We start from the raw sequence: 15,138 nt of genomic DNA, 5'->3' as shown, positions 1-15,138 counted from the left end.
GTCAGGCATCGCCAAGGGGGTTCATGCCCACTTGGCGAAGCATGTCGCAGAGTGCAATGAGCGGTAGCCCGATCAGCGCGTTGGGGTCACGCCCCTCGAGGCGCTCGAAGAGCGCGATGCCTAGCCCTTCCATGCGAAAGCTGCCAGCGCTATCGAGGGGTTTTTCCAGTGTGACGTAACGCTCGATTTCCTGTTCGCTCAAGGTGCGGAACACGACCTCGAACGGTTCGATGTGCACGTGGTGGCGCTGATGGCGTGTGTCGACCAAAGCGAGGCCCGTCAAAAACGTTACCTTGTGTCCTGAAAAGCGCGCCAGGTTGGCGCGAGCGCGCTCTGCCGTGTGCGGTTTGCCGAGAATGTCACCCTCGAACAGCGCAATTTGGTCGGAGCCTATGATGCAGTGCTGTGGAAAACGTTCGGCCACCGCGTTGGCTTTGCTCAATGCGAGACGATGCACTAATGCCTGGGGAGACTCGCCATCGAGGGGCGTTTCATCGATGTCGGGTGAATGGCACTGGTAGGGCAAGTGCAGTCGGTCTAGTAGCGCTTGGCGAAAGCGGGAGCTAGAAGCGAGCACGAGGGGGGCGTTTTGCGTTTGCGGCACTGTCGTCTCCTTGTGGCCTGAAGGGTGCAATAAGCACCGGTAGTGAGTGTAGCGAAAGCGTAGTGACATGCCTAATGGTGCTATTGTCATCGATAAACCGAGAAGAATTATGCCATGAGCTTTGACACCAGGGGGGCGAGTGCCTATCATTGCGCGCCTATGTTGACCTCACAACTCCCCAGCCGGGTTGAGCCTTATAAGCTTGCAGCCCGCCGCGAACGACTCGAAGGCTCAGTGGCGCTGAATAAGCTGCCCCGCCTTGCTGAAGAAGCAGGTGACCAAACCGGCGACTGTCATGTCGTGCTCGAGTTTGGTGTGGATGCCCAAGGCCGTCGCGAAATTCGTGGCCATTTGCAAGCGACCCTGGCGCTGCCTTGTCGCCGCTGTATGGTGCCGCTTAGCCAAGACGTTGCTAGTGACTTCCTGCTTGGAATGATTACCGACGAAGCCTTGGCCGCCGAGCTGCCTGCCAGTCATGAGCCGGTGCTGGTGGAAAATGAACAGCTGGACTTGCTGACGGTGGTTGAGGATGAGCTCATTCTCAGCTTGCCTCAAGTGGTCTATCACGATGAGACCGAATGCCATGTCTCGGCGGAGCAGCTGGTCAGCAAGACCGAAGGCGCGGCGGACGAGTCCGCTTCAGCCAAGAACCCTTTCGCGGTGCTCAATGCTTTGAAAAGCAGTGGCGCTTTGAAAGGCAAAAAGTAAGCATCACTTACCCTACATACCTTGGAGTAAACACCCATGGCAGTTCAACAGAACCGTAAAACTCGTTCCAAGCGCGGTATGCGTCGTAGCCACGATGCGCTGAGCGCACCGACTCTGTCTCAGGACAAAGAAACCGGTACGACTCACCTGCGTCACCACGTCTCTCCGGACGGTTTCTACCGTGGTCGTAAGGTCGTTGAGGTTTAATCCTTAACATCCTAACGAGTGGCGGAACAGCGTGGGTGCAATGCGCCTAGCGATTGATGTTATGGGGGGTGACCAAGGCCCCCGTGCCATTATCGAAGGCTCTGCAAAGGCAGTGATCGAACGTCCTGACCTTGAGCTCGCTCTGTTCGGCCCCCGCCAGCGGATTACCGCTGAGCTTTTGCGCTTGCCGCAGCCTCTGGCTGCGGCAGCGTCACGTTTAGTCGCCTACGATGCGCCTAGCGTGGTATCGCAACACGCCTCGGCGGCCTGGGCGCTCCGCCATGGTCACGATACGAGCATGGCGCACATGCTGCGAGATGTCTCGGACGGCCGTGCCATGGCGGGGGTTAGCGCTGGTAATACAGCGGCGCTAGTCGCACTGGCTCGACGCGAGTTAGGCATGATTGCAGGGTTTTCACGGCCCGCTATCAGCACTGCGATTCCAACGCGAGGCGGTCGACGCTGTTATTTGTTGGACTTAGGGGCCAATGTGGATTCTCCTGCTTCTCGGCTCGTCGATTTTGCCGTGCTGGGAGCCGCTATGGCGCACTGTGTGGATGGTGTCGTGCATCCACGGGTGGCGCTGTTGAACGTTGGTGCCGAGGCGACCAAAGGCAGTGTCGTGGTGCGTGAAGCGAATCGCCTGCTTCAGGAGAGGGCATCATCACTGCCCTTTGCCTATCAAGGCTATGCGGAAGGCGGCGACATCTTTCAGGGCGAGATTGATGTCATGGTGTGCGATGGCTTTGTCGGTAACGTGACGTTGAAGGCGAGCGAAGGTTTGACCCGTATGTTGGTAGAGCGTGTGCAGATGGCGTTCGAGTCACGCCTATGCGGGCGCTTGGCAAGTGTACTGGCCAAACCTGTGCTGAAACGGCTCAAGCAAGAGCTTGATCCCGTTCGATATAACGGCGCAAGCCTACTTGGGCTAAAACGGATTGTGGTGAAGAGTCATGGTGGTACCCGGGCAGATGGGTTCTACTATGCTATTCAGCGAGCCTTGCAAGAGGTCGAGCACGACCTGCCGATGCAGCTTGCCAAGCGTTGGGCGTAAGCCCGCGGCAAGTGAGAAGGTGCCACATGACGTTGTATGACTTTTGCGGGTGATCGGCGGCAGTAGGAGATGCCTTGCGCTGCTCGTCAGCGTTGCCGATGACCACGCCTATCGCTCAACTGAGCAAATGCCTACAAGAGCAAAGGTGAACGACATGTCTCAACCCCTTGCCCTCATTTTTCCCGGGCAAGGCTCTCAGCAGCTTGGAATGCTGCGAGAGCTGGCCGAGCGCTACAGTGTGGTGGGAACGACATTTGAGGAAGCGTCCGACGCGCTGGGCTATGACCTGTGGAAGGTCGTCCAGGAAGGTCCCGAAGACGCGCTGAATGCCACGGCTTGCACCCAGCCTGCGCTACTCACGTCCAGTGTGGCTATCTGGCGTGTGTGGCAAGAGCTGGAAGGTCCCCGTCCCAGCGTGATGGCAGGTCATAGCCTTGGCGAGTACAGTGCGATGGTCTGTGCCGGCGTGATGGGGTTTGCCGAAGGTGTGCAGCTCGTTCGCCTGCGCGGCGAAGCGATGCAGGAAGCCGTGCCCGCCGGACAAGGCGGTATGGCCGCCATCCTCGGCTTGGACGATGCCGCCGTAGAGGCCGCCTGTGCCAGCGCTGCGCAAGGTGATGTCGTGTCCGCCGTGAACTATAACTCCCCAGGGCAGGTCGTGATTGCAGGCAGCAAGGCCGCCGTCGAGCGCGCGATAACGGCTTGCCAAGAGGCAGGCGCTAAGCGTGCTCTGGCCTTGCCGGTCTCGGTGCCTTCCCACTGCGCGTTAATGCGCCCGGCAGCCGAGCGTCTTGCCGAGGCGATGCAGTCGATCGAACTGCGTGCCCCCCGTTACACGGTGATTCAAAACGTCGACGCCCAAGCCCATGCGGATGTCGACACGCTTCGTACTCGTTTGATCGAGCAGCTCTACCAACCCGTGCGGTGGTCCTCCTGCGTTGAAGCCATGGCGGAGCAAGGTGCTAATGTCTTCATTGAGTGTGGTCCGGGCAAGGTGCTAACTGGCCTCAATAAGCGTATCGTTCGCGGTGCCAAGGGGTTAGCGGTCAACGACCCCGACAGTTTGGATGCAGCACTCGAGCTTGCGCGCGAAACATTAGCGGGTAATGCGTGATAAACGGCGAATATCAGCTACCCTTGCTTAGTTCAGTGGAAGGAAACGTGTTATGACGCAAGAAAAACGTGTCGCCCTAGTGACGGGAGCGAGCCGCGGTATTGGTCGCGCCATTGCTCATGAGCTTGGTCGCCAGGGACGCATCGTCATTGGAACGGCCACCAGCCCCGCTGGCGCCGAGAACATCGATGCCGATTTGAAAGCCAACGGCATCGAAGGCGCGGGCATGTGCCTGAACGTCACCGACCAGGCGAGCATCGATGAGGTGCTCAAGACGATTGGCGAGCGCTTTGGTGCGCCAACGATTTTGGTTAACAACGCGGGGATTACCCGTGATAACCTCCTAATGCGGATGAAAGAGGAAGAGTGGGATTCCGTCATGGATACCAACCTCAAATCCGTCTATCGTGTCAGCAAGGCCTGTTTACGGGGAATGACCAAGGCGCGTTTTGGGCGGATCGTGTCGATCAGCTCTGTCGTGGCGACCATGGGGAACCTGGGGCAGGCGAACTACGCGGCGGCCAAGGCCGGTATGGAAGGCTTTAGTCGCGCACTGGCGCGTGAAGTGGCGTCTCGTGCCATCACGGTCAACGCCGTTGCGCCCGGTTTTATCGCTACCGATATGACCGAGGCACTGCCTGAAGCGCAGCATGAAATGTTGCTCAAACAGATTCCTCTGGCACGCTTGGGTGGGCCAGAAGAAATCGCCGCCGCCGTGGGCTTTTTGACGAGTGATGCCGCAGGGTATATCACCGGTGAAACGCTGCATGTGAATGGCGGTATGAATATGCGTTGATGGCCTTGGGTTTGGCGGTTGCGTCAACCTAAGGGCGTCTATAAACTACCCCGCAGCTTTTGGCTTGCGGTTTCCAAATAGCTGGTTATCTATAACGGCTAATGTGAACGACTGGAGTACGTTGATGAGTACTATTGAAGAGCGCGTAAAGAAAGTAGTGGCAGAGCGCCTGAACGTTAAAGAAGAAGACATCCAGAACAGCTCTTCTTTCACTGAAGACCTGGGTGCCGACTCTCTGGACACCGTTGAATTGGTGATGGCGTTGGAAGAGGAATTCGACACCGAAATTCCTGATGAAGAAGCTGAGAAAATCACTACGGTTCAAGAAGCGATCGACTACGTCAACGCCCACCAGTAAGGGCGCGGTTATCGCAAAGAACCAAGGTGGGGTGTTGCCCGCCCGTATTAAAAAAGCCGTCCTGATAGGGGACGGCTTTTTTGCTTTACGCTCACAATGAATATAACGTTCAAACTCCGTTATACTAGTCACCAAATTTCTGCAGCAAATGACCCAGATGGGTCGTGTCACCATGGATGCCTGGAGGAAAGCTGATGGCGCGAAGAAGGGTAGTGGTAACTGGGTTAGGCCTGGTGACCCCAGTGGGTAATAGTGTCAATGAGTCGTGGGCGAACATCGTCGCAGGTAAAAGCGGCATTGCGCCGATTGAGCACTTCGATACCAGTGGCTTCAATACGCGGTTTGGCGGTTCGGTAAAGAATTTTGATATTAGTCCCTACCTGAATCCCAAAGATGCACGCAAGATGGATCTGTTCATTCAGTACGGCATGGCCGCTGGTGCGCAGGCCATTCAGGATTCAGGCATCGAGTGCACCGATGAGAACGCCGAGCGCATCGGTGTGGCTATCGGTTCAGGCATTGGTGGTTTGCCAATGATTGAACATAACCACAATGCGCTCAACAAAGGCGGTGCACGTCGCGTGTCGCCGTTCTTCGTACCGGGCTCCATTATCAACATGATCTCGGGCAACATGGCGATCCAGCACGGCTTCAAAGGGCCGAACATCGCCATTACGACTGCTTGTACCACCGGCACTCACAACATTGGTTATAGCGCTCGCACCATTGCGTACGGCGATGCGGACGTGATGATTTGTGGCGGCGCGGAGATGGCTACCACACCGCTTGGCCTGGGCGGTTTCTCGGCGGCGCGAGCGCTATCGACGCGTAATGACGATCCGCAGGCGGCCAGCCGTCCTTGGGATGCGGACCGAGATGGCTTTGTGCTCTCGGATGGTGCGGGGGTGCTAGTACTGGAAGAGTATGAGCATGCGAAAGCACGCGGTGCGCATATCTATGCAGAGCTGGCTGGCTTCGGTATGAGCGATGACGCCTATCACATGACGGCACCGCCGGAGGATGGTCGTGGCGCTGCCCTCTCTATGAGCAATGCCATCAAAGATGCCGCCATCGATCCGTCGGCCGTGCATTATATCAATGCTCACGGCACGTCGACGGCAGCGGGGGATTTGGCTGAGAGTCGTGCGATCGAGAAAGTGCTGGGCAGTGCGGCGCAGCACGTGGCCGTAAGCTCCACCAAGTCGATGATCGGTCACCTGCTGGGAGCGGCTGGCGCTGTCGAAGCCGTCTTTAGCATTCTTGCCATTCGCGATCAGGTGGCGCCGCCCACCATCAACCTGGACAACCCCCAAGAGGGCTGCAATCTCGACTACGTCCCCCATACTGCTCGTGACATGCGTATCGATGTAACGCTGTCGAACTCGTTTGGTTTTGGTGGCACGAACGGCTCGCTGTTGTTCAAGAAGGTATAAGCCTTGATGCCGATGCCCCAGGTGCCCTTCGATGACCGCGGGCTGGCGTATGGCGATGGTCTATTCGAAACCGTCTTGCTACGCGATGGGCAGCCCGTGCTGTGGGAGTACCATCACGCCCGATTGGCAAAGGGCTGCCAACGTTTGAATATTCCATTGCCGTCTGCTCGGCAGCTGTCTCAGGCGTGGCAATCGCCACCTGAGGCAGCGCTGGAAGTTCTCAAGCTGATCTTGACCCGTGGAAGCGGCGGTCGAGGGTATGCGTTACCTGATCAGGTAGCACCACGACTGTTGGCTCGACGTACGCCCTTTACGGCCAATCAATCGCGTTGGCAGCATGGTGTGTGCGTGCGTCTATGCCACCTTCGGTTGGGGCACCAGCCGCTACTCGCAGGCATCAAGCATCTCAATCGTCTGGAGAACGTGCTGGCGCGTCAGGAGTGGCACGAGCCCCATGTCGCCGAAGGGCTTCTCGTGGACCAAGCAGGTAACGTCGTGGAAGCCACCAGCATGAATCTCTTTTGGGCGTCACGGGGACGCCTGTATACCCCGCGCGTCGATCAGTGCGGTGTTGCGGGGACCTTGCGCGCGGCTCTGCTTGACGCTGGCATCATCCATGAGGCGCCGCTGGCCGTCGACGACCTACCCAGCGTCGAGCGACTCTGGGTAGGCAATTCAGTGCAAGGGGTTTGGCCCGTGCGTGAATTGAGAGAGGCGCACGGTTGCGAGCTGGCAACTTGGCCGCGTTTTGCAGTGGACCCGTTACAAACCGAAGCGCATCGGCTGCTGGGCTATCCAAGCGTGTTTCCATAACATGATCGAGGTATCAACGTGAAACGGTTATTTGCCGTCTTAGGGGTATTGGTGGTGCTGGCCATGGCCGCCGTGCTGGGTGGCTATGCCTATTGGCAGCAGCGCCTTGCGGCACCCATTACCCTTGAGGAGCCCACCCTTTACCAAGTACCTGCAGGTGCTGGATTTCATCAGGTCGTACGTGATTTGGCTTCGCAAGGCGTGCTAGAGGATGCCTGGGCGTATCGGCTGCTGGCTCGCATCGACCCAGAGCAAGTGCCGCTGCTGCGCGTGGGTGAGTATCGTCTCATGCCTGGGATGAGCGGATTGGAGGTCATTGCTCTACTTGGCAGTAACAATGTCGTGACCTACTCGCTGACTGTGCCTGAGGGCTGGACGTTTCGCCAAATGCGCGCCCTGCTCGATACGGCTCCCAAGCTTGAGCACCGCACGGCCGACATGAGCGATGAAGAGATCATGTCGCTCTTGGGCCGTGATGGTACGTATCCAGAAGGCTGGTTCTTTCCCGACACCTATCGCTATCACTTGGGCATGAGCGATGTGGACATCTTGCGTCAGTCGCTGGAGCGGATGGAGCGTATTCTGGAGGAGGTGTGGGCAGAACGGGACGAGGATCTCACGATCGATTCCCCTTACGAAGCGCTCATCATGGCCTCGTTGATCGAGCGGGAAACCGGTGCGCCGGAAGAGCGTCGGGAAATTGCCGGCGTTTTCAAGCGGCGTATGGAGCGTGGCATGCGTCTACAGACGGACCCAACGGTCATTTATGGGATGGGGGAGCGGTATGATGGCCGAATCACCCGTGCAGACCTGCGGGAAGCGACGCCTTACAACACGTACGTGATCGACGGTATGCCGCCCACCCCGATTGCCATGCCGGGGCGTGCTGCGCTGGAGGCCGCGGTGAACCCTCTGCCTGGCGACACGCTCTATTTCGTCTCCCGAGGCGATGGCACGCACCACTTTTCGCGCACCTTGCGCGAGCATAATAATGCCGTCAATCGCTATATTCGTAATCGTTAAATCGCCGCCATCGACCATAGATGGTGTCTCAATTGAGTAAGGGGCAGCAATGAGCAAGCGTGGGCGCTTCATCACTCTGGAAGGCGGTGAGGGAGTCGGTAAGTCGACCAACGTAGCGTTTGTCGAAGCGTGGCTAAAGGAGCGGGGGATCGAGGTGGTGCGCACACGGGAGCCAGGTGGTACGGCACGTGCAGAGGCCATCCGCGAGCTGCTGCTCGACCCGTCGCCCAATGAGCCACTGAGCGTGGACGCTGAACTGCTACTCGTCTTTGCCGCCCGTGCGCAGCACCTATCGGAGAAAATTCTGCCCGCGCTGGCGCGGGGCGCGTGGGTGGTGTGTGATCGCTTCACCGACGCGACCTTTGCCTACCAGGGCGGTGGACGTGGTATCGATGCACAGCGTATCGCACAGTTGGAGCATTTCGTGCAGCGGGGGCTTGCCCCGGATGTGACGCTACTGCTCGATATGTCCCCAGAAGCTGCCAAGGAGCGCCTTGAGGGCCGTTTGCGCGATCTCAATACGCAGCGTGATCGGTTCGAGCAAGAACGTGTGGAGTTCTTCATGGCCGTGCGCCGCGCTTATCTAGAAAGAGCCGCGTCTGCGCCGGAGCGTTTTGCGCTCATTGACGCGGCCCAGCCGCTGCAAGACGTTCAAGTAGCGCTGAGTCGTGTGCTGGAAGAGCGGGTTGCGCAATGGCGGTAACCGGCGTTTTGCCCTGGCACCATTCGACCTGGCAGCAGTTGGTGCGTCTGGCCGATAGCGGACGACTCCCCCACGCGCTGCTGATCAGCGGTGCCCATGGCGTCGGCAAGCAGCAGTTGGCGGAGGCGCTGATCGCCAGAACGCTGTGTGCAGCGCCAGGCGATCAGGCCTGCGGACAGTGCCATAGCTGCGCCATGCTGGCCTCGGGCTATCACCCTGACTTGTTGCGGGTGTCGCCGGAGGAGGGGAAGCGTCAAATTCGTATCGACCCGATCCGCGATGTGAACCGGTTCGTGTCGCAAACGGCCCAGCAAGGCGGTTATCGCGTTATTGTCATTTCCCCGGCGGAAGCGATGAACGTTGCCGCTGCCAATGCGCTGTTGAAAAGCTTGGAAGAGCCTGGCGACAAAACGCTCTTTATCCTGCTATCGGACGTGCCGTCTCGCACGCTGCCGACCATTCGCTCACGCTGTCAGCAGTGGCCACTGGCCAGCGTACCGTTCGAGGCATGTAAAGGCTGGCTGACGCAGCACCTGGGAGGTGATGAGGCACACTTTTGGTGGCGCGTCTCCGGCGGGTTACCGCTATTGGCAGTGGAACTTGCTGCCCCCGATGAGCGTGCCCTACGGCATCAGATTCACGACTGTTTCGAGCAGTTGGTTCGCGGTGCAGAGCCGGTATCAGAAGCCGCGAGGCTGGATCGCCAAGCCATCGATGCCATCTTGTGGTACGGTATCGCATGGCTTGAGGACTTGATTCGTCTGGGGCTTTCCGGCGAGCAGAGCGTGTTGCACAATCCCGATTTGGTGCCGCTCTATCGACAGGCGGTCAAAAATGGCCGCGTTCAAGACTGGTTCCGGCTGCTGGATTACGCCCGAGAGCAGCGCCGCCTGTTCGCCGTAGGGGCCAACCCAAATCCCCAGCTCGTTTTGGAAGCGTGGCTAGTTCGCTGGTCTGCGCTGCTGCGCTCCTAACCACTTGTTGTAACGAGGTCGTGATGGCTGCCCAAAAAGCGCTCTCTTTGACGATACCGGATGTGCCGACGCTGCTTTCCGCCTATATGCCCTTTTTGGACCGTGGAGGTATTTTCGTACCGACGAAAACACTCTACGGCCTTGGGCAGTCGGTCATGCTGCTGCTGACCCTGCCAGGGGAGAGTGAGCGTCTTTCGGTGACAGGGCAGGTGATTTGGATATCTCCCGAAGGCGTGAGCGGTCGGCGTATGCCGGGCATTGGCGTGCACTTCAGCCAGCAGGATTACTCCGTTCGCGATCGTATCGAGACGCTGCTGGCGGGCCAGCTCGATAAAGCGCCTCCTTCATTTACGCTCTAATTCAGCACTTTTTTCTTTACACTCAAAGAGCCCTGCATGTTTGTCGACTCTCACTGTCATCTCGACCGTTTATCGGAACATACCCACGGTGGCGATGTGGCGGCCACCCTGGACGCTGCGCGTCACGCGAACGTTAGCCAGTTTCTCGCGATTTCGACGACGCTGGAGGAGCTGCCTGGGCTCGCCGCCATTGCCAGAGAGCACCATGACGTTGCGATCTCCGCCGGTCTGCATCCGCTGTATCAAGCGGCGCACGAACCCAGCGTCGACGAGATCGTCGACGCTGCCGAGCAGTATGGCGCGGTGGCCATTGGCGAAACCGGGCTGGATTATCACTACCAGGAGAGCGTACCGCTAAGCGTCCAGCATGAGCGCTTCAAACGGCACCTGATGGCCGCGAGCGAACTAGAGCTACCGGTGATCATTCATACCCGTGATGCGAAAGAAGATACGTTGGCGCTACTGCGGGAGCATAGCAATCCGCAGGTGGGAGGTGTGATCCACTGCTTCACCGAAGACCTGGAGATGGCCCGAGAAGCCGTGCGGCTGGGGTTTTACATTTCGCTCTCCGGTATTATCACCTTTCGCAATGCCGCGTCGTTACGCACGCTGGCACGCCAGCTTCCATTGGATCGGCTGCTCATCGAAACCGACAGCCCTTACTTGGCACCCGTTCCCCACCGCGGTAAGCCCAACGAACCCGCGTGGGTCGTCGAGGTGGCTGAGTGCATTGCCCGTGAACGAGGCATCAGCGTCGACGAAGTCGCCATGCAGACGACGGTGAACTTCTACCATCTTTTCCGTGCTGCCGCGCCCGATGCGCCTGCCCATGTAAAAGAGGCGCTGGCACAATCTGGACTGGTAGTGTAACGCGCGGTCTTTTGGGGAGTATGGCAATGAACATTGATCGGCTACTTCAGCAATCCGGCGGCTCGGCGACCATTCCCCCTGTCGACACTTGGCAGCCCGCGCTATCGGGCGATATAGACATTCGTATCCAGGCGGATGGCACTTGGCTGCATGAAGGCAGGCCCTTCCCGCGCCCGGCGATTGCTAAACTGCTTGCCAGCCTTTTACGGCGGGATGCGGACGGGTATTGCCTGGTGACTCCTGCGGAGCGCTGGCGAGTGACCGTTGACGATCGCCCTTTAATGATCGTCGAGGCCGATTTTCGCGACGATGCCTGGTGGCTGACGACCCAGTTCGAGGATGTGGTGCGTCTGGACGGTGATCACCCCCTATCGCTGTCGATGACACCCGACGGCGAGTTAGCACCCGAGTGTGCCATTCGCTTTGGCTTGGCGGCTCGGCTGCATCGTAACGTGTTCTATCGCTTGGTGGAGCAAGCCCGCGTCGACGAAACCGCCGAAGGGCACACGGCTTGCCTGCTCTACAGTGCAGGACACTGGCACCCGCTTGGCCAATGGAGCGATAGCATGCCAAGTGAGGCGCCGTGAAGCTAACGGCCGAACAGCAAGCGGTGGTTCACCATGGCGAAGGGCATGCTCGTGTTGCCGCCGTGGCAGGGGCGGGTAAGACCACGACCATGGCCGCGCGAGTACTGCATCTGTTGTCGAGCGGCGTTGCTCCCAAGCGGATGCTGGTGCTGATGTTCAACCGCTCCGCAAAAGAGGATTTTCAGCGACGCTTGGCCAGTATGGCGCCTGCGGGGCAGCCGCTGCCTGATGTGCGCACGTTTCACTCTTTAGGACATCGTCTCACTCAGAGCTTGTGTCGTTGGGGGGCGCTGGCGCCTCGACGGTTACTCTCCGCCGAGTGGCAGATGGAGCGCTTGCTGCGTCAGGCCAGTTTGAACGTGCTGGCCGACCAAGTGGAGCGCCGCGACGCTGCGCTAGAGGGCGACCGGTTGGAAGCGCTGGCGCATTTTTGCGGGTTGGTAAAGGCGGAAATGTTGCCCGCTGAGACGCTCTACGAGCGGCTTCAGTTCGAGCCAGACACGGACTACTTTCCTGCCGCCTTCGTCGAGGCCGAACGCCTTCTGGAGGCGGAGGGAGTGATGAGCTATGCGGATCTGCTCTACCGCCCCTTGCAGGCCCTGGAAGCCGATGCCTCACTTCGCCAGCGTGTCGAAGGGTTTTTGGATCATGTGATCGTCGATGAGTATCAAGACATCAATACGGTTCAGCAGCGGCTGCTTGCCGTGTTGGCTGGCCCCACGGCGAACGTCATGGCGGTTGGCGATGCCAATCAGTGCATTTATGAGTGGCGGGGGGCGCGTCCCGATACGATGCTGGAGAACTTTACCGCTACCTTCGGCGACGCCACCGACTATCCCCTGTCGATGACCTTTCGTCATGGTCACGCGCTGGCGCTCACGGCCAATCACGCCATCATGGCCAATCAGCGTCGGCCGGATCAGCTCTGTTTGGCGGACGCCCAAAATCCCAATACCCGTGTCTTTGTGGGCCAAGGCAGCCGCTTGCTGTTGGATGCACTCGTGGATTGGCAGGCCCAGGGGCGGGCATTGAGCGATGCCAGCCTGCTCGTGCGTAGTTGGGCACTGTCGGTACCGTTCCAGCTCGCACTGCTTCAGGCGGGCATTCCCTTTCGGCTATTGCGGGAAGACCGCTTCGTATTTCGCTTGCCTTTGGTGCAAGCGCTGGCTGGCTATTTGAAGCTCTCCAGGCGTTCTGAACTGCTACACGATCCCGAACAACTGCTGCTGCTATTAGCCCAGCCGACCCCGTTCGTTGCCAGAGAGCGTTTGCAGCGCTTGGCCCACCAGCTAGCGAGCACTCAGCAGTGGCCGGAGCGCCATGAACCCGTGCTGGCTTCATTGAAACCGCTCCAGCGGCGCACTCTCAAAAAACGCTGGGAATTGCTGTGTGAGTTGCCAACGCTGAGTGCTTGGCCACCGGCAAAACTGCTTAGCCACGTGGTCGAAGCTATCGATGCGGAAAAGACGTTGAAGCGCGCCGCGGCGAGACGCGATAAGGGGGAGGAGGACGTGCGCCTGCTGGACGTGCTGATCGAGCAGGCCCAGAGCGTGCAAGATCCCGATGCGTTTATCGAACTGCTCGAGCGTCCCGTAGAGAATCAGGCAGGTGGCGTGCTGATCAGCACGGTGCACGGTGCCAAAGGATTGGAGTGGCCCTTGGTCGCGGTGGCGGGCGTCAATGAAGAAGACTTTCCTCACTACAGCCGCGACAATCCCCTCAGCGATGAGCGGCTAGAAGAGGAGCGGCGGCTATTCTATGTCGCCATCACTCGTGCCAAGGAGCAACTGCTCGTGCTGCACGATGGCGGAGCTCATAAGCCGAGTCGCTTCATCGCGGAAAGCGCCTGGCAGGACGGTATGCGCATTGCCGAGTGCCTCGCGCACTCGCGGCCGCCTAGCGAGCCCATTGAGGTGAACTCTCCCAGTCTGGTGGGGCGCTATCTGACAAAAGTGGGGCGTGAGGACATTCCCTTGGCGGCACCCCAGGTGAAAGAACCCGCTGCCGGCTACCAAGCCAATAGCCACTTCTACCCTGGCCAGCGACTGCTGCATGCGGTCTTTGGCGAGGGCGAAGTCGCGGCCGTCGAAGGAAACCCCTCGGACCCGGTCATCGACGTACGTTTTGCCCAGGCGGGGCGGCGACGTTTGATCGCGCGCCGCGCGCCTATCGAAATCATGGAGCCTGCGAACAGCGCCGTGAGCTGACGTTGACGCTCCGCGCGCACATGGTGTTTGACTTCACCTAATCTGGCCGATTAAATGCTTTGCAGTTAACTATTTACCCAACAGGTAATCGGCATGCGAAGGCAGTTCGTCTGGTCTTGCGCCATCTCTCTCGCGGTATACAGCGGCGCTACCATGGCCGACACCTCACTGCCTAGCGTTACCCTGAATGGGTTTGGCACGCTGGGCGTGGTGCATTCCGATGTGACCAATGCCGATTTCGTCGCCGACCCACTGGCGTCCTCCGGCGCTGGCTACAGCGGGGAGTGGAGTGCTGAAGTCGATAGCCGGTTGGGACTTCAAACGACGCTAGCCGCCACCTCTTCACTCTCCGCGACCGTACAGGTCGTCAGCGAAAAGCGCTTCGATGGTTCTTTCTCCCCAGACATCGAGTGGGCGTATCTGCAGTATGACGCCACGCCGACGCTCAGCCTCCGTGCTGGGCGAATGGTGCAAGGCAGCTTTATGAACTCCGAATACCGCAAAGTGAGTTTTGCGACGCCTTGGGTCAGACCGCCTGCGGAAATTTACCGTCTGGTTCCCGTCGCCAACTTCGATGGCGTCGATCTACGCTATCGCTACTATCTGGGAGAGTCGATTAACGATCTGCGTCTTAGCTACGGTGGCGGTAGCCTTGAATATGAAACGGGGGATATCGAGTCTTCTGACTCGTGGGGAGTCTCTCAGCACACCCGCTGGGGCGATACGACGCTCTTTGCCAGCTATGGCGAGGTCAATGTCAGAGCGCAGGAGTTGACCCAGTTTTTTGATGTGTATCGACTGTTTGGACCGCCTGGAGAGGCGCTGGCCGACCGCTACGAAGTGGGTGGCAAACCGGTGCGTATTTTGAGCGTTGGCGTAAACTACGACCCGGGTTCATGGTTCGTAGAGGGGGAGTGGGCGCGGCTCTCATCGTCAACGTTGTTGGGTACTATCGAAAGCGCCCACATGACGGCGGGATACCGCATTGGGCAATGGACCCCCTATGCAGGGGTGGGCCGAGCCCGCGTGCTCAGCAATCGGTTCGAGCCGGGCCTGCCCTCGGCGCTTTATCCGCCTCCTTTGTCCGATGCGGCCGTATTGCTCAATGGCACGCTCAATGCGCTCTTGTCGTCCAGTCTGTCTCAGGACAGCAGCACTCTTGGTTTGCGATGGGATTTTCGACCCGGAATGGCGTTGACGGTACAGTATGACCATATCGATTTTCGTTCTGGATCGCCTGGTGGGCTGATCAATCAGCAGCCCAGCTTTCAGCCAGGTGGCGACATGAATTTGTTCAGCCTTGCGCTCGACTTTGTGTTTTAGGGAGA

At 59.0% G+C, this 15,138-nt stretch carries 17 protein-coding genes; 16 read left to right on the top strand and 1 reads right to left on the bottom strand.

The window, feature by feature from the left end:
- Nucleotide 1: 1 nt before the first annotated feature.
- Nucleotides 2-604, bottom strand: coding sequence for a Maf family protein (locus CTT34_RS11240; RefSeq protein ID WP_254436369.1), 603 nt, complete (start codon nt 602-604; stop codon nt 2-4).
- 159 nt (nt 605-763) lie between these two features.
- On the opposite strand from CTT34_RS11240, the gene CTT34_RS11235 reads away from it, so the two are divergent.
- The 16 genes from CTT34_RS11235 (at nt 764) to CTT34_RS11160 (ending at nt 15,133) form a co-directional block, all read left to right on the top strand.
- Nucleotides 764-1,312: a YceD family protein gene (locus CTT34_RS11235; protein ID WP_159342516.1), complete on the top strand. Its 549-nt coding sequence runs from the start codon at nt 764-766 to the stop codon at nt 1,310-1,312.
- Between the two features lie 36 nt (nt 1,313-1,348).
- Nucleotides 1,349-1,519: a 50S ribosomal protein L32 gene (gene rpmF, locus CTT34_RS11230; RefSeq protein ID WP_009099300.1), complete on the top strand. Its 171-nt coding sequence runs from the start codon at nt 1,349-1,351 to the stop codon at nt 1,517-1,519.
- A gap of 40 nt (nt 1,520-1,559) precedes the next feature.
- Nucleotides 1,560-2,573 carry a phosphate acyltransferase PlsX gene (gene plsX / locus CTT34_RS11225; protein WP_159342515.1) on the top strand — a complete coding sequence of 338 codons (1,014 nt, stop codon included), beginning with the start codon at nt 1,560-1,562 and terminating at the stop codon, nt 2,571-2,573.
- A 154-nt stretch (nt 2,574-2,727) separates the two neighbouring features.
- Nucleotides 2,728-3,687, top strand: a complete 960-nt coding sequence (gene fabD, locus CTT34_RS11220; protein ID WP_159342514.1) for an ACP S-malonyltransferase — start codon at nt 2,728-2,730, stop codon at nt 3,685-3,687.
- 52 nt (nt 3,688-3,739) lie between these two features.
- A complete protein-coding gene (gene fabG, locus CTT34_RS11215) occupies nt 3,740-4,483 on the top strand; it encodes a 3-oxoacyl-ACP reductase FabG (protein WP_159342513.1) in 744 nt (247 codons plus the stop codon).
- 124 nt (nt 4,484-4,607) lie between these two features.
- Entirely contained in the window at nt 4,608-4,841 is a 234-nt protein-coding gene (acpP, locus tag CTT34_RS11210) for an acyl carrier protein (RefSeq protein ID WP_008956801.1), read from the top strand.
- A 194-nt stretch (nt 4,842-5,035) separates the two neighbouring features.
- A complete protein-coding gene (gene fabF / locus CTT34_RS11205) occupies nt 5,036-6,274 on the top strand; it encodes a beta-ketoacyl-ACP synthase II (RefSeq protein ID WP_159342512.1) in 1,239 nt (412 codons plus the stop codon).
- A gap of 6 nt (nt 6,275-6,280) precedes the next feature.
- Nucleotides 6,281-7,087: an aminodeoxychorismate lyase gene (gene pabC, locus CTT34_RS11200; protein WP_159342511.1), complete on the top strand. Its 807-nt coding sequence runs from the start codon at nt 6,281-6,283 to the stop codon at nt 7,085-7,087.
- A gap of 18 nt (nt 7,088-7,105) precedes the next feature.
- On the top strand, nt 7,106-8,110 hold the full coding sequence (mltG, locus tag CTT34_RS11195; protein WP_159342510.1) for an endolytic transglycosylase MltG: 1,005 nt from the start codon (nt 7,106-7,108) through the stop codon (nt 8,108-8,110).
- A gap of 49 nt (nt 8,111-8,159) precedes the next feature.
- Nucleotides 8,160-8,813: a dTMP kinase gene (tmk, locus tag CTT34_RS11190; RefSeq protein WP_159342509.1), complete on the top strand. Its 654-nt coding sequence runs from the start codon at nt 8,160-8,162 to the stop codon at nt 8,811-8,813.
- Entirely contained in the window at nt 8,804-9,787 is a 984-nt protein-coding gene (locus CTT34_RS11185; protein ID WP_159342508.1) for a DNA polymerase III subunit delta', read from the top strand. The genes tmk and CTT34_RS11185 overlap by 10 nt, the downstream gene beginning before the upstream one ends.
- Nucleotides 9,788-9,810: 23 nt before the next feature.
- Complete coding sequence (locus tag CTT34_RS11180; RefSeq protein ID WP_159342507.1) at nt 9,811-10,146, top strand: PilZ domain-containing protein; 336 nt, start codon at nt 9,811-9,813, stop codon at nt 10,144-10,146.
- Between the two features lie 36 nt (nt 10,147-10,182).
- Nucleotides 10,183-11,016, top strand: coding sequence for a TatD family hydrolase (locus CTT34_RS11175; protein ID WP_159342506.1), 834 nt, complete (start codon nt 10,183-10,185; stop codon nt 11,014-11,016).
- Between the two features lie 26 nt (nt 11,017-11,042).
- A complete protein-coding gene (locus tag CTT34_RS11170) occupies nt 11,043-11,603 on the top strand; it encodes a DUF1285 domain-containing protein (RefSeq protein WP_159342505.1) in 561 nt (186 codons plus the stop codon).
- Nucleotides 11,600-13,810: an ATP-dependent helicase gene (locus tag CTT34_RS11165; RefSeq protein ID WP_159342504.1), complete on the top strand. Its 2,211-nt coding sequence runs from the start codon at nt 11,600-11,602 to the stop codon at nt 13,808-13,810. Before CTT34_RS11170 ends, CTT34_RS11165 begins: the two co-directional genes overlap by 4 nt.
- A 153-nt stretch (nt 13,811-13,963) precedes the next feature.
- The gene (locus CTT34_RS11160; RefSeq protein ID WP_254436368.1) at nt 13,964-15,133 is read left to right on the top strand and encodes a porin; all 1,170 of its coding nucleotides are present in this window, start codon (nt 13,964-13,966) and stop codon (nt 15,131-15,133) included.
- The last annotated feature ends 5 nt before the right edge of the window (nt 15,134-15,138 follow it).

The organism is Halomonas meridiana (assembly GCF_009846525.1).
In the GTDB taxonomy this organism is placed as follows: domain Bacteria; phylum Pseudomonadota; class Gammaproteobacteria; order Pseudomonadales; family Halomonadaceae; genus Vreelandella.
This window is presented reverse-complemented; position numbering and strand designations above follow the sequence as displayed.

Bases quoted from the DNA above. Each gene is read 5' to 3' on its own strand.
- CTT34_RS11235 (WP_159342516.1), top strand. From the start codon at position 764: ATGTTGACCTCACAACTCCCCAGCCGGGTTGAGCCTTATAAGCTTGCA.
- rpmF (WP_009099300.1), top strand. From the start codon at position 1,349: ATGGCAGTTCAACAGAACCGTAAAACTCGTTCCAAGCGCGGTATGCGT.
- plsX (WP_159342515.1), top strand. From the start codon at position 1,560: ATGCGCCTAGCGATTGATGTTATGGGGGGTGACCAAGGCCCCCGTGCC.
- fabD (WP_159342514.1), top strand. From the start codon at position 2,728: ATGTCTCAACCCCTTGCCCTCATTTTTCCCGGGCAAGGCTCTCAGCAG.
- fabG (WP_159342513.1), top strand. From the start codon at position 3,740: ATGACGCAAGAAAAACGTGTCGCCCTAGTGACGGGAGCGAGCCGCGGT.
- acpP (WP_008956801.1), top strand. From the start codon at position 4,608: ATGAGTACTATTGAAGAGCGCGTAAAGAAAGTAGTGGCAGAGCGCCTG.
- fabF (WP_159342512.1), top strand. From the start codon at position 5,036: ATGGCGCGAAGAAGGGTAGTGGTAACTGGGTTAGGCCTGGTGACCCCA.
- pabC (WP_159342511.1), top strand. From the start codon at position 6,281: ATGCCGATGCCCCAGGTGCCCTTCGATGACCGCGGGCTGGCGTATGGC.
- tmk (WP_159342509.1), top strand. From the start codon at position 8,160: ATGAGCAAGCGTGGGCGCTTCATCACTCTGGAAGGCGGTGAGGGAGTC.
- CTT34_RS11185 (WP_159342508.1), top strand. From the start codon at position 8,804: ATGGCGGTAACCGGCGTTTTGCCCTGGCACCATTCGACCTGGCAGCAG.
- CTT34_RS11180 (WP_159342507.1), top strand. From the start codon at position 9,811: ATGGCTGCCCAAAAAGCGCTCTCTTTGACGATACCGGATGTGCCGACG.
- CTT34_RS11175 (WP_159342506.1), top strand. From the start codon at position 10,183: ATGTTTGTCGACTCTCACTGTCATCTCGACCGTTTATCGGAACATACC.
- CTT34_RS11170 (WP_159342505.1), top strand. From the start codon at position 11,043: ATGAACATTGATCGGCTACTTCAGCAATCCGGCGGCTCGGCGACCATT.
- CTT34_RS11160 (WP_254436368.1), top strand. From the start codon at position 13,964: ATGGCCGACACCTCACTGCCTAGCGTTACCCTGAATGGGTTTGGCACG.